Raw genomic sequence first — 26,030 nt, 5'->3', positions numbered from 1 at the left:
CCCCCCCCCCCTCCCTCGGGTGCTTTTTTTCTAGAAGGTTGGGGGTTGTCTGCCCCTGACCCCCCCCACCCCCCCCCACTTGTCCCGACTCCCTCCCCCCCCACCACTACACGCCCCCCCCTCCCCCACCCGGGTGATCGGGTGGGGCCGCCGCCGTGTCGTGTGGTGCATTCGTGGAGGTGCCGGGAATCGAACCCGGGTCCTTCGGCGCCTTGTCAGGGCTTCTCCGAGCGCAGCTCGCTGTGCCTCTACTCGGCCCCACCGATCACGCGAGCGAGTCGGTGTGACGGGCCCAGCCGCTGATTAATCTCGCCGCACGGACCCCGCGACCGGGTCCGATTGGCCAGCCTTCTAGCTGATGCCGGCTAACTGGGTCGAAGGCACTCCCAGGCCGACAGACTAGCTACTCGCCTCAGGCGGCGAGAGCGTAGTCAGCGCGATTAACCTTGGCGCTTATAGGTTTCCGACGACCGATTATCGAGACGACGTCGGCTTCCTCGGCTCGCTTCCCCTGCCGTAACGAACGAAGTCGAAACCAGTCACCCCCTGGATGGTGCCCGCCACGACTGTCGTGGCCAGGCTGGCTGAAGATCTCAGCCACCCCAAGTCTAACGCCCGCCCACCCCAAGTTCATCCCCGATCCCCCACCGCGAATCAGGACCAACAGCAGGCACACCGGCCCCAATCACCCCAAACACCCCGACCAGCCCATCCGAACCCCGCCAGGCAGCCTGCGCAGGCCCCAGCAAGGCAGCCTGGCCGAGCCCCCCGCAAGGCAGCCCAGCCTTGGCCGGGCCCCCGGCAAGGCCGCCTGGGTGGGCAGCGAGGTTCGCCCAAGAGGTTAGGAGGGGGCCCTTCCTATACAAAAAGCGATAAGAAGGTGCCCTTCCTTTCATCCGTCAGCGCATGCCCTTACCGCGCCGGCCGACGACCCGGGCGATCTCCCGGTCCGCGTCCCGCTTGGCGAGGTCCTGCCGCTTGTCGTACGACTTCTTGCCCTTGGCCAGCCCGATCTCGACCTTGGCCCAGCCGTCCGAGAAGTAGACCTGGAGCGGCACCAGGGTGAGCCCGCTCTCCCGGAGCTTGCCGATCAACCGGTCGATCTCGATCCGCTTGAGCAACAGCTTGCGGGTCCGCCGTGGCTCGTGGTTGGTCCAGGTGCCCTGGGTGTACTCCGGGATGTGCATGGCGTGCAGGAACAGCTCGCCGTTGCGCTCCTGGGCGAACGCGTCGACCAGCGAGGCCCGGCCCGCGCGCAGCGACTTGACCTCGGTACCGGTCAACGCCATGCCGGCCTCGTACGTGTCCAGGATGGCGTAGTCGTGGCGCGCCTTCCGGTTGGAGGCGACGACCTTCCGCCCCTTCTCCCGTGGCATCCGCGCCACCCCCCTCTAGATCATCTGAGCCGCACCATGTTACCCGGCCCACCCGCCACGCCCAGCCGATTTACCAACCACCCCGACAACAGCGGCAACCCCGACAACACAGTCCAGCCGCCAGAGCTTCCCACCCGACAACACCCGCCAGCCCCGCTACCCGCCAGCCCCGCTCAATCCACCCCGCAGGCCCACCGCCGGGACCGGGCCGAACGGATCCGACCGCCCGGCCGAAAATCGAGCCAACCAAAGTTCCCGCCGGCCCCACCCGAAGACCGAGCCCAACGATGGTTTCCGCCGGCCCCGCCCACGACGGGATCAAGCCTGACCGCCCAGAGTGGGCGGGGCCGGCGGAAACCACCCCCACCCCCTGACCGCCCAGAGTGGGCGGGGCCGGCGGAAACCACCCCACCCCCTGACGGCCCAGACTGGGCGACGCCAGCGGAAACCACCCCCACCCCCTGACCGCCCAACGCGGGCGGGGCCAGCGGAAACCAGAACCGGAGCGGCTGGGCCGGGCGAAAACTAGACCCGCAGGTAGAACCGGAGCGTGATCCAGGCGGTGACCGCGCTGACGAGGCAGCCGACGCCGGCCATGACCGGGAACATCAGCAGTACGCTGCTCCACTCGATCTGGGTGAGCAGGTTCGTCAGATCCCGCAGCGAGCCGTCCAGCAGCAACCACTTGAAGATCGCCAGCAGGCCGAAGGCCAGGATCGAGCCGACCAGGCCGGCGACCACCGCCTCCAGCACGAATGGTGCCTGGATGAACCAGTTCGAGGCGCCGACCAGCTTCATGACCGCGACCTCGCGCCGTTTGCTGTACGCGGCCACCTGAATGGTGTTCGCGACCAGCAGCAACGCGGCCAAGGCCATGATCGCCGCGGCTCCCAGTGCCAGGTTCCGGACCGAGTCGAGGATGTTGAAGACCTTGTCGAGCAGCTTGCGCTGGTCGATGATCTGGTCGATGCCCTCGGTGCCCTTGTACTTGTCGTAGATCTGGGTGAACTGTTCGGGGTTGTTCAGCCGCACCCGGTACGACTCCGGAAGCTGGTTCTCGTTCACGGCGCCGACCAGGTCGGGCGCGTCCCGATACATGTCCTTGAACTTCGTGTACGCCTCGGCCCGGGACTCGAAGACGAAGTCCTTGACCAGCGGATCGCTCTTGAGTTTGGCGTCCAGGCTGGCCTTCTGGTCCGGCGTCGCGTCCTGAGCCAGGAACATCGCGACTTCGATCTTGCTGTAGTAGAAGTCCTTCATGCTGTTGACTTGAAGGAACATCAGGCCGCTGGCGCCGAGCATGGTGAGCGAGACCGCCATCGTAATGATCATCGCGATCGTCATGGTGACGTTGCGCCACAGCCCGACGAGGACTTCGGACATGACGTACTTCACGCGCATCGGGGGTTCCTTCCGGATCTCCGCAGAGGATCGTTCGTGGTCGAAGCGGGGGACGACGCGACCAGGGGGTCAGCCGTAGACACCACGGGCCTGGTCACGCACGATCCGACCGCTCTCGATCTCGATCACGCGCCGACGCATCTGGTTCACGATGTTGGAGTCGTGGGTGACCATCACCACGGTGGTACCGGTCCGGTTGATCCGGTCGAGCAGCCGCATGATCTCGATCGACGTGTCCGGGTCCAGGTTTCCGGTCGGCTCGTCGGCCAGCAGGATCAGCGGGCGGTTGACGAACGCCCGCGCGACCGCCACCCGCTGCTGCTCACCACCGGACAGCTCGTGCGGGTACCGGTGCTCCTTGCCACCGAGCCCGACCAGCTCCAGCACCTCGGGCACGACCCGCCGGGCGACCGCCTTGGTCTTGCCGATCACTTCGAGGGCGAATGCCACGTTCTCGTACGCGGTGCGGTTGGGTAGCAGGCGGAAGTCCTGGAAGACACAACCGATCGAGCGGCGGAAGTGGGGGATCTTCCACGACCGCATCGATGTGACGTCCCGGCTGTTGACGACGACCTTGCCCTTGTTGGGGGTCACCTCGTGCAGCAGCAGCTTGATGATCGTGGACTTACCTGAACCGGATGGGCCGATGAAGAAGACGAACTCGCCCTTCTCAATCCCCACCGACACGTTGTCCAGCGACGGCCGGGACGCCTTCGGGTACGTCTTGGTCACTTGCTCAAGCTGAATCACGGGTGGTGAGTCTACGCGGTGTAACGGAAACGCCAAGTCCGGCGCCGGGGCGGCGCCCGATGTTGTCAGCTAGGTGAAATTTGTCGTCCTCATCGAACCGGTCCGGGCGACGGAACGGTCACCCGGCGTCGACGGCCAGCTGCCGCTGCTTACGCCAGCGGATGCCGGCCTCGATGAAGCTGTCCAGCTCGCCGTCGAAGACCGCGCCCGGATTGCCCGTCTCCTGCTCGGTACGCAGATCCTTCACCATCTGGTACGGGTGCAGCACGTACGAGCGCATCTGGTCGCCCCAGGAGCCGGCCGCGTCGGTCTTCAGCCCGTCGAGCTTGGCCTGCTCCTCCTGGCGCTTGCGCTCCAGCAGCCGGGCCTGGAGCACCCGCAGCGCGGAGGCCTTGTTCTGGAGCTGGGACTTCTCGTTCTGGCAGGTGACCACGATCCCGGTGGGGACGTGCGTGAGCCGCACGGCCGAGTCGGTGGTGTTGACGCTCTGGCCGCCGGGACCGGAGGACCGGTAGACGTCGACCCGGATCTCGTTCTCGGGGATGTCGATGTGGTCGGTCTGTTCGGTGACCGGCAACACCTCGACGCCGGCGAAGCTGGTCTGCCGGCGGCCCTGGTTGTCGAACGGACTGATCCGGACCAACCGGTGCGTGCCGGACTCGACGCTGAGCGTCCCGTACGCGTAGGGCACCTTGACCGCGAAGGTCGCCGACTTGAGCCCGGCCTCCTCGGCGTACGAGGTCTCGTAGACCTCGGTCGGGTAGCCGTGCCGTTCGGCCCAGCGCAGGTACATCCGCAGCAGCATCTCGGCGAAGTCCGCCGCGTCCACCCCGCCGGCACCGGCCCGGATCGCCACCAGGGCCTCCCGCGAGTCGTACTCGCCGGAGAGCAGGGTGCGGACCTCCATCTCCTGGATGGCCTTGGTCAGCCGACCGATCTCGGTCTCCACCTCGGCCACGGTCCCGGCGTCGTTCTCGGCCTCGGCCATCTCCAGCAGCAGCCGGGCATCGTCCAGGCGACCGCGCAGGCTCTCCAGCTTGCTGATCTCGCCATTGACGTACGACAGCCGCGAGGTGACCTGCTGTGCCCGCGCCTGGTCGTCCCACAGGTCGGGTGCGGACGCCTCCTGCTCGAGGGCGACCTTGTCCTGGCGGAGCTTGTCGAGGTCGAGAACGGCCTCGATGGTCCGCATCGTGGCGTCGAGGTCCTTGAGCTGATCGGCAAAGTCGGCAGGTGTCACAACAATCAACAATACGTGCCCGCGGACCGGACCCGGTCACCCGCCATGGCGGAGGGGCGGGTGGATTGTGGCGGCGATCACCCGGCCGGGGCGTTCTTGAGCCAGGACAGCGCCGCCTTGTGGTACTGGACCGCGAACTCGAGCGCGGCGGCTCCGTACTGGTCGCCGGCCTTCTTGGCGTCCTTGGCCTGCTCCCGGGCGGCGGCCAGGGCCTCGGCGTGGTAGTCGTTCGCGGTCGCGTAGAGCGACTTGAGCTGGGTGGTCGAGTGCTGCGGGCCGAACGCCACCCGCAGCGCGGTCGGATTGCGCAGCGTGTCGCGGCCCGGGTGCTCGGTCAGCCAGCGGGAGAAGACCCGCTTTCCGGCAGCGGTGATCGCGTACGGCTGGCTCGACCGTGGGCCCGGCTTGCCGAGCCGGACATAGCCCTGGTCGGCCAGCACCGGCAACTCGCGGTAGACCTGGCTGCGGGTCATCGACCAGTACGGCGCCAGCCGGCGCTCGGCGGCGGCCATCAACTGGCCGCCTGTCATCGGTCCCTCGTGGAGCAGTCCGAGCAGCGCCGCGGCTGTCGGGTTGATTGCTGTTTCCGCCATGCCCTCCACGCTGCCACTTTGTCGACCCGGCGTCCAGGATTTGGCACGATCCGCCCTATCTGCTCTCCACTGTGCACTGTCTTGGCGCGACAGCGGGCGGAGAAGATCGACGTGGATCCGGCCACCGAGCCGACCGGATCCACGTCGCCGGTCTCGATCCGGAAGCCCCGGCCCCGCCGCGAATCCGGCCGGAGGGCGCCACGAACTTCCCTCGCCTCCCGGCGATCTTGCGCTGTCGGACACTTTTGTCCGGATTATTCCCTGACCAGCGCAAGATCGCCGGGAAAGGCGGTGGAGGTCAGCTCATGTGCGGGTACGTGTGGTCGGTCGCCGGCACGAAGGTTTCCTTGATCGTGCGCGGTGACATCCAGCGCACCAGGTTGTGCCAGGAGCCGGCCTTGTCGTTGGTGCCGCTGGCCCGGGCCCCGCCGAACGGCTGCTGCCCCACCACGGCACCGGTGGGCTTGTCGTTGATGTAGTAGTTGCCGGCGGCGTACCGCAGCCGGTCGGTGACCCGGTCGATCACCCGGCGGTCGGTCGCGAAGATCGAGCCGGTCAGGGCGTACGGCGCGACCGACTCGGCCTGCGCGACCGTCTCGTCGAAGCGGGCGTCATCGAAGACGTGAACGCCCAGGATCGGGCCGAAGTACTCGGTGGTGAACGTCTCGTGCGCGGCGTCGACACACTCGAACAGCGTCGGCCGGACGAACCAGCCCTCGGAGTCGTCCGCCGTGCCACCGGCCAGCACCCGGCAGTCGGGGTCGCTGGAGATCAGTTCAAGAGCGGCCGTGTGCCGGTCGAACGCCTTGGCGTCGATCACGGCACCGCCGAAGTTGGCGAAGTCGGTGACGTCTCCGTACCGCAGCGAGTCGGCGGTCGCGGCCAGCCGGTCGCGCAGGCCGCCGTCCCAGAGCGACCGCGGGACGTACGCCCGGGAGGCCGCCGAGCACTTCTGCCCCTGGTACTCGTAGGCACCCCGGATCAGCGCGGTGTGCAGCGCGTCGACATCCGCGCTGGGGTGGGCGATCACGAAGTCCTTGCCGCCGGTCTCCCCCACCAGCCGGGGGTAGCCACGGTAGCGGGAGATGTTCTCGCCGACCGTCCGCCACAGGTGCTGGAATACCTTCGTCGAGCCGGTGAAGTGGATGCCGGCCAGGTCGGGGTCGGCCAGCACGACGTCCGAGACCTCCTCGCCGCGCCCGGTCACCATGTTGATCACGCCGGGCGGCAGGCCGGCCGCCTCGAACAGCCGCATCGTGAAGTGCGCCGCGAACTGCTGGGTGGGCGCCGGCTTCCACACCACCGTGTTGCCCAGCAGGGCCGGCGCCGAGGGCAGGTTGCCGGCGATCGCGGTGAAGTTGAACGGCGTGACCGCGTAGACGAAACCCTCCAGCGGGCGGTGGTCGAAGCGGTTCCACACCCCCGGCGACGAGTTCGGCTGCTCGGCCAGCAGGCGCCGGGCGAACGACACGTTGAACCGGAGGAAGTCGATCAGCTCGCAGGCCGAGTCGATCTCGGCCTGGATCGCGGTCTTCGACTGGCCGAGCATCGTCGCGGCGTTCAGCGTGTCCCGCCAGGGCCCGGAGAGCAGGTCGGCGGCGCGCAGGAAGACCGCCGCCCGGTCCGCGAAGGACAGGGCCCGCCAGGCCGGCGCGGCCTCCTTCGCCGCCCGGACCGCCGCCTCCGCGTCGGCGTGCGTGGCGTGCGCCGTGCTGCCCAGCACGTGCGCGTGCCGGTGCGGCTGGACCACGTCGATCCGGTCGCCGCCGCCCATCCGGGCCTCGCCGGCGATGGTCATCGGCAGGTCGAGGCGGTCGGCGGCCAGCTCCGCCAGCCGGCGTTGCAGGCGCTTCCGCTCGGCGCTGCCCGGCGCGTAGTCGTGGACCGGCTCGTTGCGCGGCTCGGGTACGGAGAACACGGCGTCCATTCCAGCTCCTGGCGATCTCGACTGCGGTGGCGAAATCGGACCCGCCGGCCCCGGTCGGATGAACCGGGCACCATGATCCGCGCGAGCCGGTGATGCCACCTCGCGCGGCGGCGGGGCCTCGGCCAATCTTCCCACGCCAGCCCGCGTCCACCCGGCCGGCGGGGGTCACCACCAGCGGCAGCGCGTACCCTCGCAGGCGGCGGTTCGGGACCGCCGCAGCCGGATTCCGCGCCGTCGCTGGCGCGTACCCATTCTCCGAGGGAGACCATGAGCGACAAGCCCGGCAGCACCGCGGCCGAGCGCCCGCCCGCCACGGCCCCGGGCGGCGCCGACACCGCGACCGACACCCCCGGCGGTACGCGGGCGCGGGCCGCCGCCGACGCCCCCGGCGGTACGCGGGCCGCCGCCGCCGCGCCCGCCGCGCCCACCCTGGCGCTGCTCGCGGTCGCCTGGCTGACCGCCATGCTCTGGTCGACCCACCTGGCGCTGTCCGCGAACGGCGGGACGACCGCGATCTTCTCGGCCGCGTACGCGCTGCCCGGGTTGATCTCCGCGAGCCTGGTCGCCGGTGCCGCCGCCGGGCTGCTGGTCACGGGCCTGCTCGACCGTCGGGGTGCGGGCCGGCCGTGGGTACGCTCCGCCGTGGCCGTCGGCACCGGCGCGCTGCTCGGGGTGGCCGCCGCGGTGGTGGTGAGCCTGGGCAACGGGGGCGGATCGGTGGTGGCGGTGCTGGCCGGCACCGTCGCGGCCGCCACCGTGCTCGGCGGTGCGGTCGCCGCGCTGCGCGCCCCGCTGGTGGGCGCCATCGTGACCGCGGCCCTGGCCGTCTTCGCCGCCACGTTCGTGCTCAGCTACTTCCAGCGGGAGATCACCTCGCTGTACGGCTCGGGCGACAGCATCGACTCGCAGTTGACCGCGCTCAAGTGGTTCTCCCGCACCCTGTCGGTGGCCTGCGGGCTGGCCGCCGGCCTCGCCGGGTACGCCTACCTGAGCCGGGCGGACCGGCGGGTGGCGACCCGGGACGCCGGGCACCGGCCGGCGCGCTGGCCGGGATATCTGGCCGTCGGCGCCGGGCCGGGTGCCTTCCTGCTCGTCGCCGAGGCGCTGATCTGGACCGCGGGTGGCCGGCTGCTTCGGCTGGCCGGCCAGCTCAGCGAGGCGGACCGCGCGGCACAGCAACTCCTCGGCGGCTCCCGGGCCGTACACGGGTTGAGCGTGCTCTTCCTCGGCGCCTTCGTCGCGATGATCGCGTTCGGTCGTACCCTCCGCCCGGCCGACGACGGCCCGGAAGTCCCGACAGCCAACGACCCGGCCCGCCCGAGAGCCAACCGCCCGAACCGTCCGACGGCCAACCGCTCGAACCGCTCGGCAGCCGGCGACCCGAACCGTCCGGTGCTCGACGCGGCCGGCGACGGTCCCTCGACGGTCGACGGCCCGGACCGCACGGCGGTCGCCGGCGACGGTCGCTCGGCGGTACGGGATCCCGACCGGAACACCGAGTGGGACAAGCTCAGCCACGACGAGCCGGCGGACGCCCCGGAGTAGTCCGCGGCCCGTCATCACGGCCCTCGCCGGCCCGGCCCACGGAGGCGAGCGGGCGGAAGCGAGGCGGCCAAGCCTGCCGGCAGGGTGAGCGGGAGAGCCGGCCGGCAGGGCGGGTGCAGTTGGCAGGGTGAACGGGCGGCGAGCGCGGCCGGCTGGCGCGGCGGGCGCGGGCGCGGGGCGGGCGCGGGCGCGGGCGGCGGGCGGCGGGCGGGCGGGGCGGGGTTCAGAGCAGGCTGTCCAGCTCCGACACGTCGTACCACTCCAGCTCGTGGTCCTCGGCTCCGTCCACGGTGAACTGGGCGTCCTCGTCGCCGGCCAGTGCCGCCGCCACCGCGTCGGCGGCGGCGGCCACGTCGTCGGTCGCGTCCGCGCCGTCCAGGTGTACGGCGGCGACGGCGGCCAGTGGCACCGGCCCGGTCAGCTGGACGTTGCTGGTGCCCAGTTCCCCGCCGGCGAATCGCACCGTGCCGGGCGGCAGATCGGCGGAGATGACCACCCGACGCCGGGGCGCCGTGGAATCGGCACGCAGCAGCCGCAGCGCATCCTGGGCCGCCCGGGTGAAGGCGACGTACTCCAACTCCTCCTCGTCGCCCTCGGCGTACCACTCCCGCAGCCCGGGGGTCACCGCGTGCGCCGTCTCGGCCAGCAGACCCGAGCGGCGCAGGTCGGCCAGCATCGGCAGCGTGGCCGGCAGGTACACCCGCACGAGTTGGTCGTTCATCGTTGTCGTCTCCCGCTCGCCAGCTCCGCGACCCGGTGGCCGTGCGCCGATCATGCCCGGCGTCGTTCCCGTCATACACCGCGGGGCCGGTCGGCGCAGTACCGGCACGCCGCAGTCCCGGTGGGGTGCTGTCCATCGTCGGCGGGCTGGCTGGCGACGCGCTGCAACGGGTCGGGTCGACCAGTCGTAGGTCAACGATGGCAAACTGAGGAAAAGCCGCCCACCGGGAGAGGTCCGTGGAGCCGAGGTTCCTGCTGCTGTCCGACGTCGCCGCCGAGCTGAACGTCTCGGATTCGCAGGTCTACCACATGGTACGCAGCGGCGAGCTGCCCGCGATCAAGATCGGTGGACGCGGACAGTGGCGGGTCGAGCGAGTCCGGCTGGAGGAGTACATCCAGCGCAAATACGCCGAGACAGCCGACTGGGTACGCCAGAACCCCCTAGCAAGCGACCCCGACTAAACCGCCCCCGCCACCCCCAAACCCACAACTTCCAGATCTTGGAGTCCTGCTGCCCTCCGAGGGGCAGCAGGACTCCAAGATCTTCTTCAATCGATGTTCACGCATTGACCTGACGGTCATCCCTCGATTACAAATGAGAGGCAAGCAGAAGCAAACGAAGGCAAACGCAAGATCAAGGATTCGAGGTGGCGCGATGGGTACGGCGCGAACGCCGGCACGAACCCGGAAGCCGGTCCGGATCAGGCCGGTGCCACCCCTCGATCCGCCGTTCGAGGACGAGTCCCTGCCGTACGCCTGGTGGCGGCAGCCGCCGGGACAACTCGCGCTGGAGTTGCCGCCGGCCCGGACGCAGCATCGTGCCGGCTCCCCCGCCCGCCCGGCTCGCCGCCCCCGGACCGGGCGTACCGACCAGACCAACCGGCCCGGTCACCCCGCAGGCACCGACCAGGCCGGTCATGCCGATCACCCCGCTCGCACCGACCAGGCCGGTCAAGCCGGTCAGGCCGGTCAGGCCGGTCAGGCCGATCAGACCGGTCAAGCCGATCAGACCGGCGACGCCGAGGGCACCAGTCTCATCGACAGCGCCATCCGAACCGACCAGGCCGAGCAGGCGTCGGCCGGGCGAGCATCGGCCGCACAGGCGCGAACCGGACGGGCATCGGCCGCACAGGCGCAGACCGGACGAGCATCGGCCGCACAGGCGCGGGCTCGGACCGGGCAGGTACCGACCGTCGTAGCCCCGGCGGCACCGCACGGAACGCGTCCGTTGGCAGCACACCCGGCGGGCCGGAGGGCACCAACCGCCGCCTCGGTGGCACCGCACACGTCATCGTCGACCATGTCGCGCGCGCCGGCGCCGGCTCCGACCGCGGGGGCCAGTTCGGAGGCCCGGCAGGCGGTACGCCACTTCCTCGGCTCCTGCCTGGAAATCCTCGACGGTCACCGGCCCATCGGGCACATCCGCCAGCTCTGCGACCCCGAACCGGCGCTGCGGCTGGTCGAACGGCTCACCATGGCGACCCGGCGGCTGCGCCGGACCACCAGCACGGTCGGCCGTCGTCCGGACCCGCTGCGGATCCGGGTCGCGCGGATCTGCGAGCCGTCGCACGGGGTCGCCGAGGTGGCCGCGGTGGTCGGGCGGGGCGATCGGAGCTGGGCCCTGGCGGTACGCCTGGAACGCCGCGCCGGCCGGTGGCTCAGCACCGCCATCGACCTGCTCTGAGCCCGGTCGGCGGTCATCGGCAGGCCCTCACCGGACGCCGGAACCCGCTCGCCGAACCCCACGCCGGAGTGCTTCCCCGCCGTCTACACAGCGGCCCCGACCCGGTGCCGGGTCGGGGCCGAAGTGGAACGGGCGGTCAGCTGGCGTACGCGCCGTCGCCGTGGAGCTGGCGTACAGCCGTCGCCGTGGAGCGGAGCGGTCAGCTGGCGTTCGGGGCGCCGTGGCAGCGCTTGTACTTGCGGCCGGAGCCACACGGGCACGGGGCGTTGCGGGACGGGCCGTTGCTGGCGGCCGCGGTACCGACCGGGGCCGGCTGGGCAGCGCCGCGACGGTTCGCGGTGGGCGGCGCCGCCGGTCCACCGAGACCGAGCGCCGGAGCCTGCGGTTCGGCACGCTGCACCGCCACGCCGCCACCGACCCCGGCCTCGCCGTCGATGGTCGGCGCCGAGTACTGGAGACCCTGGCTGCGCGGCGTCGGCTGGAGACCCTTGGCCCGGATCTCCACCGGCTGCTCAAGCAGCTTGACCTCCTCGGCCGGCGCCGGCTCGGGCTCCTCGACCTGGACCTCCAGGTTGTAGAGGAAGCCGACGGTCTCCTCCTTGATCCCGTCCATCATGGTGGCGAACATGTCGAAGCCCTCGCGCTGGTACTCGACCACCGGGTCGCGCTGGGCGTACGCCCGCAGGCTGATGCCCTCCTGGAGGTAGTCCATCTCGTACAGGTGCTCCCGCCACTTGCGGTCGATCACCTGGAGCAGGACCATCCGTTCGAGCTGGCGTACCGCCTCGCTGCCCAGTTCCTCCTCGCGCCGCTCGTACGCGGTGTGCGCGTCCTCCTTGATCCGGGCCAGCAGGAACTCGGCGTCCAGGCTGTTGCGCTCCCCGCCGGCCTCCTCTTCGAGGTCCTCGATGGTCACGCCGATCGGGTAGAGCTGCTTGAGGCTGGACCACAGCTGCTCAAGATCCCAGTCCTCGGGGTAGCCGTCGGAGGTGGCGCCGGTGACGTATGCGGTGATCACGTCGTCGATCATGCTCTGGACCTGGTCGTTGAGGTCCTCGCCGTCGAGCACCCGCTTGCGCTCGGCGTAGACGACCTTGCGCTGCTTGTTCAGCACCTCGTCGTACTTGAGGACGTTCTTGCGGATCTCGGCGTTCTGACCCTCGATCTGGGCCTGGGCGCTCTTGATCTGCCGCGTCACCATCTTGGACTCGATGGGTACGTCCTCGGGGATGTTGAACCGCTCCATGACAGCCTCGACCGCCCCGGCCCGGAACCGCCGCATCAGCTCGTCCTGGAGCGACAGGTAGAACCGCGACTCGCCCGGGTCACCCTGCCGGCCGGACCGACCGCGCAGCTGGTTGTCGATCCGGCGCGACTCGTGCCGCTCGGTGCCCAGCACGTAGAGGCCGCCGACCTCGGTGACCTCCTCGGCCTCGGCGTCGCAGGCTTCCTTCCACTTGGGCAGGACCTCCTCCAGCGCCTTGGCGTAGTCGTCGCCGTGCTCGATCGGGTCGAGGCCCCGCTGCCGCAACTCGTTGGCGGCCAGGAACTCCGGATTGCCGCCGAGCAGGATGTCCGTACCCCGGCCGGCCATGTTGGTGGCGACGGTGACCGCGCCCTTGCGGCCGGCCTGCGCGACGATCTCCGCCTCCTTGGCGTGGAACTTCGCGTTCAGCACCGAGTGCGGGATGCCGCGGCGGCGCAGCAACTGCGACAGCACCTCGGAGTTTTCCACCGACACCGTGCCCACCAGCACCGGCTGGCCCAGGTTGTGCCGTTCGGCGATGTCCTCGACCACGGCGTGGAACTTGGCCTTCTCGGTCTTGTAGATCACGTCGGGCCGGTCCATCCGGACCATCGGACGGTGCGTCGGGATGCTCACGACGCCGACGCTGTAGACCTTGTTGAACTCGCCGGCCTCGGTCTGCGCCGTACCGGTCATGCCGGAGAGCTTGTTGTAGAGCCGGAAGTAGTTCTGCAGGGTGATCGTGGCAAGAGTCTGGTTCTCCTGCTTGATCTCCACGCCCTCCTTGGCCTCGATGGCCTGGTGCATGCCCTCGTTGTACCGACGGCCGTGCAGGATCCGGCCGGTGAACTCGTCGACGATCAGGACCTCGCCCTCGTTGACGATGTAGTCCTTGTCGCGCTTGTAGAGCTCCTTGGCCTTGATGGCGTTGTTGAGGTATCCGACCAGCGGGGTGTTCACCGACTCGTACAGGTTGTCGATGCCCAGCCGGTCCTCGACCTTCGCGACACCGCGCTCGGTGATCGCGATGGTCCGCTTGGAGTAGTCGACCTCGTAGTCGCCCTCGCCGTCCTTGCCCGCCTGCAGCCGCGCGACCACCCGGGCGAACTCGCTGTACCACCGGGCGGAGTGCTCGGCCGGACCCGAGATGATCAGCGGGGTCCGCGCCTCGTCGATGAGGATGGAGTCCACCTCGTCGACCACCGCGAAGTTGTGCCCACGCTGCACCAGCTCGTCGGCCGACCAGGCCATGTTGTCGCGCAGGTAGTCGAAGCCGAACTCGTTGTTCGTCCCGTACGTGATGTCGCAGTGGTACGCGGCCCGGTGCTCGGTGGCCGGCCGGTTCGGCAGGATCACCCCGACCGTGAGGCCGAGGAACTCGTGCACCCGGCCCATCCACTCGGCGTCGCGCTGGGCGAGGTAGTCGTTGACCGTGACCACGTGTACGCCGTCGCCGGAGAGCGCGTTGAGGTAGACGGCCATGACCGAGGTCAGCGTCTTGCCCTCACCGGTCTTCATCTCGGCGATGTTGCCGAAGTGCAGCGCCGCGCCGCCCATCACCTGGACGTCGTACGGGCGCTGGCCGAGCACCCGCGAGGCGGCCTCGCGGGTCACCGCGAACGCCTCGGGGAGCAGGTCGTCGAGGGTTTCGCCGGCGGCCAGCCGCTCGCGGAACTGGTCGGTCATCCCGCGCAGCTCGGCGTCGGTCAGGTCGACGTAGTCGTCCTCGATCGAGTTGACGGCGGCGGCGATGGCCTTGAGCCGTCGCAACATCCGACCCTCGCCGGCGCGAAGGACCTTTTCAAGAATCGACACGGATCAACGCTCCCTAGAGTCTCTGCCAACCCATGGTAGGCGCTCCGTCGGGTTGTCCGTCAGCCGTGCCCAGCCACCGAGTAGAACGAACCAGACATTTCTCCCTGATCAGCGGATGGTTGCCCCCTTCTACAGTTACGCCCAGCGCGAAGTCGTGCCACAGAACGGACATCTCTGACCAATCGCCGGGACCATCGAGGGGCCGGGACCATGGGGCCGCGACCCGCACGGCGCCGGCACCGCCGCGCACGACATCGGCAACGACCCGGCGGCACCGGCAGCGACACGCGCGGCGACCGGAAACCCGGTAGGTCCCAGCCGCGCCGTCGGTCAGGATGGCCGGATGGAGCCGCCGAAGATCGTCGAAGCCGACCTGTCGCTGCGCGGCTGGTCCCCGACCGATGCCGAGGACGTGTGGCGCGCGTGCCAGGATCCGGACATCCAGCGCTGGACGACCGTCCCGGCCCCGTACCGGACGGAACACGCGCGCGAGTTCGTGGCCGGATCCGCCCCCGCCGCCTGGGCCGGCGGCACCGGCGCCCCGTTCGCGGTCTGCGACGCCGGCACCGGCGAGTTGCTCGGCTCCTGCGGCCTGGTTGCCCTGGACCGGCGACTGCGCTCGGGCGAGATCGGTTACTGGGTCGCGCCCTGGGCCCGGGGTCGGGGTGTGGCGGTCCGGGCCACCCGGGCCGTCGCCCGGTGGGCCTTCGACGCGCTCGGCCTGCGCCGGCTGGTCTGGCAGGCCGAGGTGGGCAACCACTGGTCCCGGCTGGTCGCGTGGCGTTCCGGGTTCCGGGTGGACGGCCGGCTACGACTGGCCGCACCGCATCCGCGGGGCACCGACGAGGCATGGGTGGGTTCGCTGCTGCCCGGCGAGGTGCCACCGGCCGATGCCGAGGCCGACGGCGGTACCGGCCCGTACGGTCCCGGGTCGCTGGCCGCCCGCCGGGCCGCCGTGTTCGGCCGGCCCCAACCCGAACTGTTCGCCGGTACGTCCCGGGGCGATCTGCGGCTGCGCCCGCTCGTCGAAAACGATCTTGACCGGATCGTCCTCGCCTGTCGGGATCCGGAGACGGTCCGCTGGACCACGGTGCCCGACCCGTACCACCGGACCGACGCCGAGCACTTCGTCCACCGGATCGCGGTGGACGCCTGGTCCGCCGGCACCGGGGCGTACTTCGCGGTCGCCGACGAGCGGGACGACTACCTCGGCGCCATCGATCTGCGGATCTCACCGACAGATCCGCTGGTGGCAGCGGTCGGCTTCATGATCGCGCCGGAGTTTCGGGGCCGGGGTCATCTGCCGGCCGCGCTGTCCGCGCTCGCCGCCTGGGGGTTCACCTCGCTCGACCTGGCCCGGTTGGAGTGGCAGGCGTACACCGGCAACGCGGCATCGCGCCGGGCCGCCGAGAAGGCCGGTTTCAGCTTCGAGGGGACGCTGCGGGGCGCGCTGAACCATCGCGGCCAGCGGGTCGACGCCTGGACCGGTGCTCTGCTACGCGAGGATCTGCTCGGCTGACCCGCGAGCGCGGCCGGCCCGCGACGGCGGGCCGGCCGGCTCCCGGTGGTCACGCCCCGAGGACGATGAGTCCGTAGTCGTAGCCCTTGCGCCGGTAGATCACGCTCGGGCGGCCCGAGTCCTTGTTGAGGAACAGGTAGAAGTCGTGGCCGACCAGCTCCATGTGGTGCAGCGCGTCGTCCACGGTCATCGGTTCCGCCGGGTGGACCTTCTCGCGGGCGATGTGCCAGGGCTGGTAGTCGTCGTCACGGTCGGCGGCGAAATCGTCGAACCCGGACGGCGCCGGCAGAGTCGCGGTGGCGCTGCGGCCGTTCCCGTTCGACCCGACCGGTGCGAGCGGCTCGTCGAATCCGGCTACCCGCAGTCCCGCGGTGGCCTCGGCCACCGACACCGGGGCGTGCCGGCCCCGGTGGACCCGGCGCCGGTCGGCGGCGCGGCGGAACCGGGCGTCGAGCTTGGCGATCGCGCAGTCGAGCGCGGCGTAGAAGTCCTTGGCACACGCCTCGGCCCGGACAACCGGGCCACGGGAGACGCAGGTGATCTCGACTCGCTGGCAGTTGTCCGACTGTCGCGGATTGCGTTCGTGAAACAGCTCGACGTCGACGCGAATAAGTTTGTGATCGTACCGTTCGATCTTGGCGAGCTTTTCTGCTACGTGTGTCCGGTAGTGCTCCGGCACCTCGACGTTACGACCCTTGACCACGATGTCCACGCGTGACCTCCAGAATTGCGGGCGGTCCTGCACAACAGAATCCGATCGCCCGAGACCTCTGGGCACTCCATTCGGCGGCGATCGGTCGGCTCCGGCTACGCCTCCTTCCACCCACCGGGGATGCGGGTTGAGCTGGCTCTTACCCCGGTCCAAAAACGCTAACCCCTGATCGACCCCGAGTCACCCCCAGTTGCCAAGACCTTTTCGAGAACTTTTGCGACTACGGCACGATAAGGTGAAATGGGCAACACCCTCCGTCACCTGAGGCGCCGTCGACTCGTTGCCGCGAGCACCGCGGCCGCATTCGCCGGCACGCCGCAACCGTCGAGCAGTGCGGCAATTGCCGCGATACTCGAACCGGTGGTGACGATGTCGTCAACCACCACGACTGCCCGACCAGTCGAAACGCTGCGTAACCGACTGACGGCCATCGGACGGACCCGGAAGCCCTCGGCGGCGGCCGTCGCGCGGGCCGCGCTGTCCAGCCCGGCCGAGTCCGGTCGGGGCAGCGCACGCAGCGGCCGGGCCACCGCCACGGGCCAGCCCGCCGCCACCAGCCGGTGCCGCGCCGCGCGGACCATCCGGGCCAGGTGGTCGCCGTGCCGGGCCCGGACCGCCCGCGCGGTGGTCGGCACCGGCACCAGCAGCGTCGGCTGCCGGCTCGGCACGGCCGCCGCCACCGCCTCGGCCAGCAGCGCGCCCAGCGCCCGGCCCAACCCGTGCCGGCCCCGTTCCTTGTACGACAGCAGCACCTCGCGCAGCACCCCGGAGTACTCCCCCAGGGCCGTACAGGGCGGCAGCCCCGGCGGCGCGGGGGTGGGCCGGACCGCCCTCGGCAGCAGCCCGTCGAGTTCACCCGCGCAGCGGACGCAGACGCCCGCCCGCAGTGGCACGCCGGCGCGGCGGCAGCCGGCACAGTCCGCCGGCAGGACCAGGTCGGTCAGCGCCGAGAGCACCGTGTCGGTACGCATCCGGTCACCTCCGTCATCCGTTCCGACGCAGGTAGTCTCGCCCGACCGGGCTGGGTTCAGTAGAGGAAGAAGGGTGCCTTCGGGGTGGCCTCCACCACCCCCGGATCGGCCACATCGTCCGCCGGGATCCGGACACTGCTCCACTGCCGGTAGGCCCAGCCCTGACCGTTCACCTCGTACATGTAGCGGCTGGCCGAGGAGCCGGCCACCGGGTTGTCCGGGTACGCGCTGAGCATCGTGACGATGCCGCCGGTCCCGCTCAACTGTTCGGTGCTCATCCCACCGTCGATCGAAATCTGGTCGATGGTGCCCCGCTGACCGGCCCGGGTGCCCGCGACCAGCAGGTCGCTCTCGTTGATCCAGTCGAGCGCGGTCGGCGCGGACAGCGAGATGGGGACCGGCCGGACGGTGCCGAGGGTGACCGTGCCGCCGTCCAGCGCGAGCGCCACGACGTACACGTGCTCACCGGCGATGATCGCGAGCCGCCGGCCGTCGAGGGCCGCGCCCACGGCGGTGACCGGCCCGTCGGCCCCGGGCAGCGGCACCTCGACCAGCTGCGCGAGCGCGCTGAACCGGTACAGCCGGCCGTCGGCCACGACGAAGCCCACCGGGCCGCCGGGATCGGCACCCTTCAACCAGACCGGCCGGCCCATCGAGGCGTACGTGTCCCGGCTGGCGTGGCTCGGGTCGACGAAGCCCGGACCGACCCCGGTCACCAGGCGGCGTCGCTTGCCGCTGGTGGTGACGAGCGCGACCGCCACCTCGCTGCCACTCCCGCCGCGTGACATGGCGGCCGACTCGACGTCCCGGTTCCGGTCGTTCTGGATCGGCACCGGGTCCCGCGGATCGGAGACACCGATCAGCGGCCGGACCTGGCCGCCGTAGACGCAGAACCGCTGCGGCGGTCCGTTCACCGCGTACAACGGCGCGGCCTGGCGGACGTCCTCACCGACGAACGGGGGGCGGTTGGAGTTGCGCAGCCGCAGCTCGAAGCGGGCCGCGCCGAGGTCCCGCATGGACCAGGCGAGCTGGATCTCCAGCAGCCGCAGCACCGCGTCCTGGTTGTCGGGCTCGCTCGGTGGGCTCAGATTGATGCTCAGCAGCCCGTCGGTCTCGGCCACGTTGCCGGTCAGTTGGACACCGTCCGGCAGCGGGCGGACGGCCTGCCCCAGCCAGTCCGCCGGGCCGCCGTTGAGCCAGCGGGCCACCTCGGTGGCCCGCCGCTCCACGGGCACGATGTTCGGCAGGTAGCGCTGGTCCGGCACCAGTCGGCTGCCGTCGAAACTCCAGAAGTAGACCTGGCGGGGCGTGTAGTACTCGGCCAGCGCGGTGCTGCTCATCACCAGGCCGGGCGGCGCGCTGTCGATGAGCAGCGGGCCCGGCCGACCCGGCTGGTCGGACTCGGTCTGGACCACGGTGAAGGTGTACGAGTCGGGGGCGCCGGTGGACGGTGGCGCCAGCGTGCCGTCGCCACGCAGCACCCCCACCTGCTGTACCGGCACCCGCACCTGGACGGAGCCGTCATCCAGGGTCTGCACGTCGCTCTGGACCGGCTGGACCGGCCGGACCACGGTGATCGTCACGTCGGCGGGCGACTTCGCCCGCAGGTTCCGCTTGGCCGCCGGGGTGAGAAAGGTCCTCACCCGGTCGTACGCGCCGTCGGTCTCCCCCGCCGGCGCCAGGAGGAAGTTCTCCACCAGCTCGGCGGGTTTGGTCGCACCCGCACCGGGCGGTTCGCTGCTGTTGACTCCGGCCGACCCGGTGGACGGCGACGGCCCCCGGCCGTCCACCCGCACCTCGGTGTTGCCCGGGATGCCACAGCCGGCCAGGACGAACGTGATGGCCAGGGTCGCCCCAGCCAGCCCGCGCCGGTTCACGGCCGCACCTGCGCCGGGCCGGGACCGACCGGGCGCGCGGCGGCGCCGGGTGGGTGGGCGCCGGAGGCGCTGTGCGGGTGGGCGCCGGAGGCGCTGTGCGGGTGGGCGCCGGAGGCGCTGTGCGGGTGGGCGCCGGAGGCGCTGTGCGGGTGGGCGCCGGAGACGCCGGCGCGGTCGCCGTCGGGGCCTTCCGCGCCGCCCGGGTCGGCGGCGTCGGGCGTACGGCCGGGTCCGGATCGTTCGGCGGACAGCGCGGGCCCGATGGCCAGGGCACCGTCCGTGCCGGGTCCGATGGCCAGCCGCTGGACGGCGACCGGCGGTGAGCCGAGTTCCACGTCGGCCGGCACCAGCCGCAACGGCGAGGACGTGAGCCGGTCACCGGCCCGGGCCGGCAGGGTCAGCCGGAACTGCGCGCCCTGACCCGGTGCACCCCACGCCTCCAGCCAGCCGCCGTGCAGCCGGGCGTCCTCCAGGCTGATCGACAGGCCGAGCCCGGTGCCGCCGGTCTGCCGGGCCCGGGACGGGTCGGCCCGCCAGAACCGGTTGAAGACCAGCTTCTCCTCACCCGGCCGCAGGCCCACCCCCCGGTCGCGGACCGTCACCGCCACCGATGTCTCGTCCGCGCCGAGCACCACGTCCACCGGGCGCCCCTCGCCGTGCTCGACGGCATTGCCGACCAGGTTGCGCAGCACCCGCTCCACCCGTCGCGGGTCCACCTCGGCGATCACCGGCGCGTCCGGCACCGACACCTTGACCGGCACCCCGACCCGGCCGGCCAGGCCGGCCAGTTGGTTCACCACCCGATGTACGACCGGGGCCAGGTCGCTGGGCTCGACATCGAGCATGGCGAATCCGGCGTCGAACCGGCTGATCTCCAGCAGGTCGGTCAGCAGGCTCTCGAACCGGTCCAGCTCCGCCTGGAGGAGTTCGGCGCTGCGCGCGACGGCCGGGTCGAAGTCCTCCCGCTCCGCGAAGATCAGGTCCGCGGCCATCCGTACCGTGGTCAGCGGGGTGCGCAGCTCGTGCGAGACATCGGAGGTGAACCGGCGTTGCAGCCGGGACATCTCCTCCAACCGGACGATCTGGCGTTGCAGGTTCGTCGCCATCTGGTTGAACGACGCGGCCAGCAGGGCGAGGTCGTCCTCGCCGTTGACCACCATCCGCTGGTCGAGCAGCCCCGCCGAGAGCCGCTGGGCGGTCCGGGCCGCGACCCGGACCGGCGTCACCACCAGCCGGGTGACGAGTGCGGCCAGCAGTCCCAGCAGCAGCACCAGGGCCACGCCGGTGGCCAGCACCGTCGAGCGGGCCTGCGCCGCGATGGCGTCCTGCCGGGTCAGCGGTACGAAGTAGTACAGCTCCAACTGGCCGAACCGGGTCGGCACCGGTGAGCCGTAGACGAGGTACTTGGTCGGCTCGCCGCCACTGACCAGTTCGCCGGTGCGGATCTGCGAGGCGATGTTGCCGGAGTCGACGGAGCGGCGCAGTTCGGGGCTGAGCACCGCCTCGAACCTCGCCTTCGGCGACACCTGGGGCACGATCTGGTTCTGGAAGCTGTCGCCGGTCAACACCACGATCACCCCGCCGACCTGCTCCGGGTCGCCACCGGCCAGGTAGTCGGTGGTGGCGACCATGGTGTCGCGCAGTTTCGGTTCCGGCCGGGTGTGCACGCTGAGCTGCGCGGTCGCGTACGTGCGGCCGTTCAGCAGCCGGTCCCGCACGTCGGCCGTCGCGTTGTCCAGCATGATCTGGGTGATCTTGTCAGCCACGAGGTACGCGAATCCGCCGACCAGCAGGCTGGACGCGACCAGGGTGATGGTCACCACCCGGAACTGCAGCGACCGTCGCCAGGTCCGATGCAGGTGGGCGGCCAGGACCAGGACCCGTCGCACCGTGGCACGCCAATGGTCCCGTACGACGGCCCTGGCACGGGCGACGGGTGGCGGTGCGGAGCTCGGGGGCCTGGTCACAGTGGCTCCCAGGCTATCCGGTGCCCGCCTTGTAGCCCACGCCCCGCACGGTCAGGATGATCTCGGGCCGCTCCGGATCCGGTTCGATCTTGGCCCGCAACCGCTGCACGTGGACGTTGACCAGCCGGGTGTCGGCGGCGTGCCGGTAGCCCCACACCTGCTCCAGCAGCACCTCCCGGGTGAAGACCTGACGCGGCTTGCGGGCGAGCGCGACCAGCAGGTCGAACTCCAGCGGGGTCAGCTTGACCTCCTCGCCGTTCCGGCTCACCGTGTGCGCGGGCACGTCGATGCTGATCTGGTTTCCGGGCGGCCCGATCGCCAACATCTCCGGCGCGGCGTCCTCGCCCCGACGCAACCGGGCGCGCATCCGCGCCACCAGTTCCTTGGGCTTGAACGGCTTGACCACGTAGTCGTCAGCGCCGGACTCCAGCCCGAGCACCACGTCCACGGTGTCGCTCTTGGCCGTCAGCATCACGATCGGCACGCCGGACTCGGCCCGGATCGCGCGGGCCACGTCGATCCCGCTCATGCCCGGCAGCATCAGGTCGAGCAGCACGATGTCCGGCCGGCCCTCCCGGAAGGCGGCGAGGGCGCGCTCACCGTCGGCCACGAACGAGGGCAGGAAGCCCTCGCTGCGCAGCACGATGCCGAGCATCTCTGCCAGTGCGGGATCATCGTCGACCACCAGGACCCGGGCTCTCATGGCACCAATATTTGCACCTCCAGGGCCGGGCATGGTGACCCGCATGCCCGCGCCGTCCGTTCCCCAGTGATCCGAGGGCGATCTCTTGCGGGCATCGGATGGCTGATGCCGGCTTTGTCCCAGGGCGGCGAGCTGGCGTCGAACCGGTATTCCGGACAGCATCGGAGCGGGCGGCCATCCCGCGGCGTTAAGAAGGGGCCCTTCCTCTACCGGAAGCGACAACAGGGGGCCCTTCCTTTCACGGTCAGGCGAAGAGGGCGGCGCCGAAGAATTCGCTGGCGTCCCGGACCCCCGGCGGGCAGGCGAACAGGCCGCTGGAGACGTGCCGCAGGTACTCGTTCATCGCGTCGTTACGGGACAGCCGGGTCTGAATCGGGACGAACTGCTTACGAGGGTCCCGCTGGTACGCCATGAAGAACAGTCCGGCGTCGAGCCGGCCCAGCCCGTCCGACCCGTCCACGAAGTTGTACCCGCGGCGCAGCAGCCGGGCCCCGCCGTTGACGTCGGGGTGGGCCAGCCGGACGTGCGAGTCGGCCGGGATCATCGGCTGGCCGTCGGCGCCGGTCGCCGCCAGGTCCGGCTCGTCGAACTCGGCCTCCCTGCCGAGCGGCGCGCCGCTGCCCTTGGTCCGGCCGATCACCGCCTCCTGCTCGGCCAGCGAGGTCCGGTCCCAGGTCTCCACGGTCATCCGGATCTTCCGGGTGACCAGGTACGTGCCGCCGGCCATCCACTCCGCCCCGTCACCGGGCTGCGCCCACAGCTGCTCCCGCAGCAGGTCGGTGTCCTCGGCCTTCAGGTTGGCCGTACCGTCCTTGAAACCGAACAGGTTCCGTGGCGTCGCCTGGTCGCGCGAGGTCGACGAGGTGCGCCCGAACCCGAGCTGGGACCAGCGCACGCCGACCACGCCCATGCCGATCCGGGCCAGGTTGCGGATCGCGTGCACGGCCACCTGCGGGTCGTTGGCGCACGCCTGGACGCACAGGTCACCACCGGAGATCTCCGGTCGCAGGGCGTCCCCGGCGAACCGGGGCAGCTCCGCGAGCGCGGCCGGGCGGCGGGCCGCCAGGCCGAACCGGTCCTGCCCGGAGGCGTCCCGGAACAGCCCCGGCCCGAACCCGACGGTGATGGTCAGGCCGGACGGTGGCAGGCCCAGCGCCTCGCCGGTGTCGTCCGGCGGCGCCTCGGGAACGCCACTCACCGCCCCGAGCGGGCCGGCGTCCCGGCCGGCCGTCATCCGGGCCGCGGCGGCCGTCCACTGCCGCAGCATGTCGACCAGCCGCTCCCGGTCCCGGGTCAGCACGTCGAAGGCGACGAAGTGCAACCGGTCCTGCGCCGGGGTGACGATGCCCGCCTGGTGTTCGCCGTAGAACGGCACCGCGCCGCTCAGCGGGTCCGGGCCGGGGGTGCCGTCGTGGCTGCCTCCGTACGCCAGGGCGCCCGCCCCGCTCGCCGCGCCGACCACCCCGGCCGCGCCCACCCCGGCCAGGGTCATCGCCCCGCGCCGCGAAAGTCTCCGTCCGCTCATCTCGACCCCTACCTCCTACTTCGCCGCGACCACGCCGGCGATCCGGCTGATCGGCTCGGCCAGCGCGTTGATGGCGTCAGACAGGTCTTTGAGCTGGCCCTGGGAGAGCTTGTCGTGTGACTGCCAACCGTCGCCGACCCGGTGCTTGCCCAGCGCGGTCGCCACGTTCGCGAACTCGGTGTCCAGGGTCCGGACCAGGTCGGGCGAGCGCTGCTCCAGGGCCGGCCGCAGCGCCGCAACGGCCGCCTTGGAGCCTTCGACGTTGGCGTTGAAGTCCCACAGGTCGGTGTGCGAGTAGCGGTCCTCCTCGCCGGTGATCTTGCCGGTGGCGACCTCGTCCAGCAGCTCCTTGGCACCGTTGGCCAGTTGCAACGCGGAGAGCTTCTCGGCGTTCGCCCGCTGCACGATCTCCTTCACGTCGGCCAGCAGCCGGTCCGCGATCGGGCCGTCCTTGCTGACGTCGCCGCTGGTCCAGAGGTCCTTCTCCAGCCGGTGGAACCCGGTGAACTCCATGCCCTCGGCCGCCACCTCGTCCCGGCCGTCGATCTTCGGGTCCAGGTCGCCGAAGACCTCGGCGACCGGCTCGATCCGCTCCCAGTAGGTGCGGGCCACCGGGTAGAGCGCCTTGGCCTTCGCCACGTCCCCGGCCTTGACCGCGGTCACGAACTCGCCGGTCTTGTCCAGCAGCGCGGCGGTCTGGCTGCGCACGTACCGCTGGTAGTTCTCGGCGGCGGCGGCCAGGGCGGCGTCCGGGGCCTCCGACGCGGCCGTGCCGGTCACCGTGAACGCGGCCCGGATGCCGTCGCCGGCCATCCCGGGCTTGCAGGCGGTCTGGTACGTCCCGGCCGGCAGCTCGACCTTGAAATCGCGGCTCAGGCCGGGGGCCACGTTCTCGACCTCGCCCATCACCCGGTCACCCGAGGCGTAGACGTAGAACTCGGTGACCTTGCCACCCGAGTTGGTGACGTTGAACGTGTGGGTGCCGGCCGGCACCTCGGTCCGGGAGACCTCGCAGGCGGTGTCGGTGGCCTTGACCGTGATCGGGCCGCCGGCCGCGCTGTCCGGGGCGCCCTTGTCGGCGCAGCCGGTCAGGCCGGCCGCGGCCAGGACGCCGGCCGCGCCGAGCGCGATGAATCGTGCGGTACGCATCGGATGACTCCCGAATCAGACGTTCTGCGGCGCGGACGCCGGACTGTCGGTGGAGGGGGTGTTGTGGCCGGCGGCACCGTCGGCGGCGGCACCGCCCGAACCGCCAGCCGGGGCACTGCCCGGGGCGGTGGCCGAGCCGCCAGCAGGGGCGGTGGCCGAGCCGCCAGCAGGGGCGGTGGCCGAGCCGCCGGCCGGGGCGGTGCGCCGGGGCCGCGTGGGGCGGAGGAACAGCACGAGTACGGGGATCCCGTAGGCGACCCAGGCGATCACCTCGTACACGGTGGGCGCCGGGGTGATGTTGAACATCCCGGACAGCAGGGCGCCGTACCACGAACTCGGGTCGAGCCAGGACGAGGCGTCGTACGCCAGGTTCCGCAGGCCGGGCAGCACCCCCGCCTCCTGGAAGTCGTGTACGCCGTACTTGAAGATGCCGGCGGCGACCAGGATGAGCAGCGCTCCGGTCCAGGTGAAGAAGCGGCTCAGGTTGATCCGCAGCGCACTGGCGTAGAGCAGGAAGCCGAGCACCACGGCGGTGAGGATGCCACCGACCAGGGCGAGCAGCGGGCCGATGTCCCCGCCCACCGTCTGGGCGGCGGAGAAGAAGATCAGCGCGGTTTCCAACCCCTCCCGGACCACGGCCAGGAAGGCCATCCCGAGCACGGCCCAGCCGCCGAGGGCGAGCGCGTCGGTCAGCTTGCCGCGCAGCTCACCGGCGATGGACCGGGCCGCCCGACGCATCCAGAAAATCATCCAGGTGACGAAGACCACGGCCAGCACCGAGGTGACGGCGTCGAAGAGTTCCCGCTGGGCCGAGGTCTGCAACAGCGTCGTGCTGGTGTAGGTGAGCAGCGCGCCGAACAGCACGGACAGCGCCACGGCCAGCCCGACGCCGAGCCAGACCTGCGGCAGCCGCTCCCGCCGCTTGGACTTGACCAGGAACGCGACGAGAATGCTGACCACGAGCGTGGCTTCCAGGCCCTCGCGCAGTCCGATCAGGTAGGTGGCGAACATCCGCTCTCCGGTTGATAGGTAAGGCACCCCTTAGTAAGGGCAGCCTACCTTCTCGCACCGCCCCCTGAGACGTCAAGTCGGGCAGCGGATGTGCGGATGGGCGGCGGTCTGCTGGAATGGACCCCGTGAAGGCTTTCCTGCCGTGGCTCGCGGTCCTGGTCCTGGTGCTGCTGCTCAGCGCGCTGCGGCTGCGCCCCCTGGCCATCGCCGTCTCGCTGGCCTGGCTGGGTTACTGCGTCTGGACCTGGGTCCGCCCGGCCCGGCGGAAAGAGAATGGGCCGACCGGATAGCCCGGCCGG

The 26,030-nt window shown here is 71.0% G+C and carries 22 protein-coding genes and 1 other RNA gene; 5 read left to right on the top strand and 18 right to left on the bottom strand.

The window, feature by feature from the left end; all coding sequences use genetic code 11:
- Positions 1-171 precede the first annotated feature (171 nt).
- The 7 genes from ssrA to pruA all read right to left on the bottom strand — a co-directional run bounded on the left by ssrA (position 172) and on the right by pruA (position 7,287).
- Positions 172-547, bottom strand: a transfer-messenger RNA (tmRNA) gene (ssrA, locus tag ACXN5W_RS12300).
- Between the two features lie 352 nt (positions 548-899).
- Positions 900-1,376, bottom strand: a complete 477-nt coding sequence (gene smpB / locus ACXN5W_RS12295; RefSeq protein WP_473158352.1) for an SsrA-binding protein SmpB — start codon at positions 1,374-1,376, stop codon at positions 900-902.
- Between the two features lie 525 nt (positions 1,377-1,901).
- Positions 1,902-2,777: a permease-like cell division protein FtsX gene (ftsX, locus tag ACXN5W_RS12290; protein WP_473158351.1), complete on the bottom strand. Its 876-nt coding sequence runs from the start codon at positions 2,775-2,777 to the stop codon at positions 1,902-1,904.
- A 69-nt stretch (positions 2,778-2,846) separates the two neighbouring features.
- Positions 2,847-3,527, bottom strand: coding sequence for a cell division ATP-binding protein FtsE (ftsE, locus tag ACXN5W_RS12285; protein ID WP_377337206.1), 681 nt, complete (start codon positions 3,525-3,527; stop codon positions 2,847-2,849).
- A gap of 118 nt (positions 3,528-3,645) precedes the next feature.
- Complete coding sequence (prfB, locus tag ACXN5W_RS12280; RefSeq protein ID WP_473158350.1) at positions 3,646-4,767, bottom strand: peptide chain release factor 2; 1,122 nt, start codon at positions 4,765-4,767, stop codon at positions 3,646-3,648.
- 77 nt (positions 4,768-4,844) lie between these two features.
- Positions 4,845-5,360 carry a PadR family transcriptional regulator gene (locus ACXN5W_RS12275; protein ID WP_473158349.1) on the bottom strand — a complete coding sequence of 172 codons (516 nt, stop codon included), beginning with the start codon at positions 5,358-5,360 and terminating at the stop codon, positions 4,845-4,847.
- Positions 5,361-5,658: 298 nt separating this feature from the next.
- Positions 5,659-7,287 (bottom strand): L-glutamate gamma-semialdehyde dehydrogenase, encoded by a 1,629-nt coding sequence (gene pruA / locus ACXN5W_RS12270; RefSeq protein WP_473158348.1) that lies wholly within the window; start codon positions 7,285-7,287, stop codon positions 5,659-5,661.
- A 267-nt stretch (positions 7,288-7,554) separates the two neighbouring features.
- Between pruA and ACXN5W_RS12265 the strand changes: the two genes are divergently transcribed.
- On the top strand, positions 7,555-8,832 hold the full coding sequence (locus tag ACXN5W_RS12265; RefSeq protein ID WP_473158347.1) for a hypothetical protein: 1,278 nt from the start codon (positions 7,555-7,557) through the stop codon (positions 8,830-8,832).
- A gap of 223 nt (positions 8,833-9,055) precedes the next feature.
- Here the strand turns inward: ACXN5W_RS12265 and ACXN5W_RS12260 are convergent, their stop codons facing one another.
- On the bottom strand, positions 9,056-9,553 hold the full coding sequence (locus ACXN5W_RS12260) for a DUF6912 family protein (protein WP_473158346.1): 498 nt from the start codon (positions 9,551-9,553) through the stop codon (positions 9,056-9,058).
- Between the two features lie 236 nt (positions 9,554-9,789).
- Here ACXN5W_RS12260 and ACXN5W_RS12255 point away from each other — a divergent pair, with 236 nt between their 5' ends.
- Positions 9,790-10,014 (top strand): helix-turn-helix domain-containing protein, encoded by a 225-nt coding sequence (locus tag ACXN5W_RS12255; RefSeq protein ID WP_473158345.1) that lies wholly within the window; start codon positions 9,790-9,792, stop codon positions 10,012-10,014.
- 172 nt (positions 10,015-10,186) lie between these two features.
- Here the strand turns inward: ACXN5W_RS12255 and ACXN5W_RS12250 are convergent, their stop codons facing one another.
- Positions 10,187-10,552 (bottom strand): hypothetical protein, encoded by a 366-nt coding sequence (locus tag ACXN5W_RS12250; RefSeq protein WP_473158344.1) that lies wholly within the window; start codon positions 10,550-10,552, stop codon positions 10,187-10,189.
- 300 nt (positions 10,553-10,852) lie between these two features.
- Here ACXN5W_RS12250 and ACXN5W_RS12245 point away from each other — a divergent pair, with 300 nt between their 5' ends.
- Entirely contained in the window at positions 10,853-11,236 is a 384-nt protein-coding gene (locus tag ACXN5W_RS12245) for an Rv3235 family protein (RefSeq protein WP_473158343.1), read from the top strand.
- 199 nt (positions 11,237-11,435) lie between these two features.
- Here ACXN5W_RS12245 and secA read toward each other — a convergent pair whose 3' ends face one another.
- Positions 11,436-14,297 (bottom strand): preprotein translocase subunit SecA, encoded by a 2,862-nt coding sequence (gene secA / locus ACXN5W_RS12240; RefSeq protein ID WP_473158342.1) that lies wholly within the window; start codon positions 14,295-14,297, stop codon positions 11,436-11,438.
- A 343-nt stretch (positions 14,298-14,640) separates the two neighbouring features.
- On the opposite strand from secA, the gene ACXN5W_RS12235 reads away from it, so the two are divergent.
- Positions 14,641-15,816 (top strand): GNAT family N-acetyltransferase, encoded by a 1,176-nt coding sequence (locus ACXN5W_RS12235; protein WP_473158341.1) that lies wholly within the window; start codon positions 14,641-14,643, stop codon positions 15,814-15,816.
- A 49-nt stretch (positions 15,817-15,865) separates the two neighbouring features.
- On the opposite strand, the gene hpf is transcribed toward ACXN5W_RS12235, so the two are convergent.
- From hpf to efeU, 8 genes are all read right to left on the bottom strand, one after another.
- The gene (gene hpf, locus ACXN5W_RS12230; RefSeq protein ID WP_473158340.1) at positions 15,866-16,528 is read right to left on the bottom strand and encodes a ribosome hibernation-promoting factor, HPF/YfiA family; all 663 of its coding nucleotides are present in this window, start codon (positions 16,526-16,528) and stop codon (positions 15,866-15,868) included.
- 257 nt (positions 16,529-16,785) lie between these two features.
- Positions 16,786-17,499, bottom strand: coding sequence for a phosphoribosyltransferase family protein (locus tag ACXN5W_RS12225; protein ID WP_473158339.1), 714 nt, complete (start codon positions 17,497-17,499; stop codon positions 16,786-16,788).
- A gap of 56 nt (positions 17,500-17,555) precedes the next feature.
- A complete protein-coding gene (locus tag ACXN5W_RS12220; RefSeq protein ID WP_473158338.1) occupies positions 17,556-19,376 on the bottom strand; it encodes an LpqB family beta-propeller domain-containing protein in 1,821 nt (606 codons plus the stop codon).
- Positions 19,373-21,265, bottom strand: a complete 1,893-nt coding sequence (gene mtrB, locus ACXN5W_RS12215) for an MtrAB system histidine kinase MtrB (RefSeq protein WP_473158337.1) — start codon at positions 21,263-21,265, stop codon at positions 19,373-19,375. Before mtrB ends, ACXN5W_RS12220 begins: the two co-directional genes overlap by 4 nt.
- A 91-nt stretch (positions 21,266-21,356) precedes the next feature.
- Positions 21,357-22,046 carry an MtrAB system response regulator MtrA gene (gene mtrA, locus ACXN5W_RS12210; protein ID WP_473158336.1) on the bottom strand — a complete coding sequence of 230 codons (690 nt, stop codon included), beginning with the start codon at positions 22,044-22,046 and terminating at the stop codon, positions 21,357-21,359.
- 244 nt (positions 22,047-22,290) lie between these two features.
- Positions 22,291-23,571: an iron uptake transporter deferrochelatase/peroxidase subunit gene (gene efeB, locus ACXN5W_RS12205; RefSeq protein ID WP_473158335.1), complete on the bottom strand. Its 1,281-nt coding sequence runs from the start codon at positions 23,569-23,571 to the stop codon at positions 22,291-22,293.
- Positions 23,572-23,586: 15 nt separating this feature from the next.
- Positions 23,587-24,720 (bottom strand): iron uptake system protein EfeO, encoded by a 1,134-nt coding sequence (gene efeO, locus ACXN5W_RS12200; RefSeq protein WP_473158334.1) that lies wholly within the window; start codon positions 24,718-24,720, stop codon positions 23,587-23,589.
- A 15-nt stretch (positions 24,721-24,735) separates the two neighbouring features.
- Complete coding sequence (efeU, locus tag ACXN5W_RS12195; RefSeq protein WP_473158333.1) at positions 24,736-25,731, bottom strand: iron uptake transporter permease EfeU; 996 nt, start codon at positions 25,729-25,731, stop codon at positions 24,736-24,738.
- A gap of 125 nt (positions 25,732-25,856) precedes the next feature.
- On the opposite strand from efeU, the gene ACXN5W_RS12190 reads away from it, so the two are divergent.
- Entirely contained in the window at positions 25,857-26,021 is a 165-nt protein-coding gene (locus ACXN5W_RS12190) for a hypothetical protein (RefSeq protein ID WP_473158332.1), read from the top strand.
- Positions 26,022-26,030 lie beyond the last annotated feature (9 nt).

This window comes from Plantactinospora sp. A48 (assembly GCF_055793945.1).
This window is presented reverse-complemented; position numbering and strand designations above follow the sequence as displayed.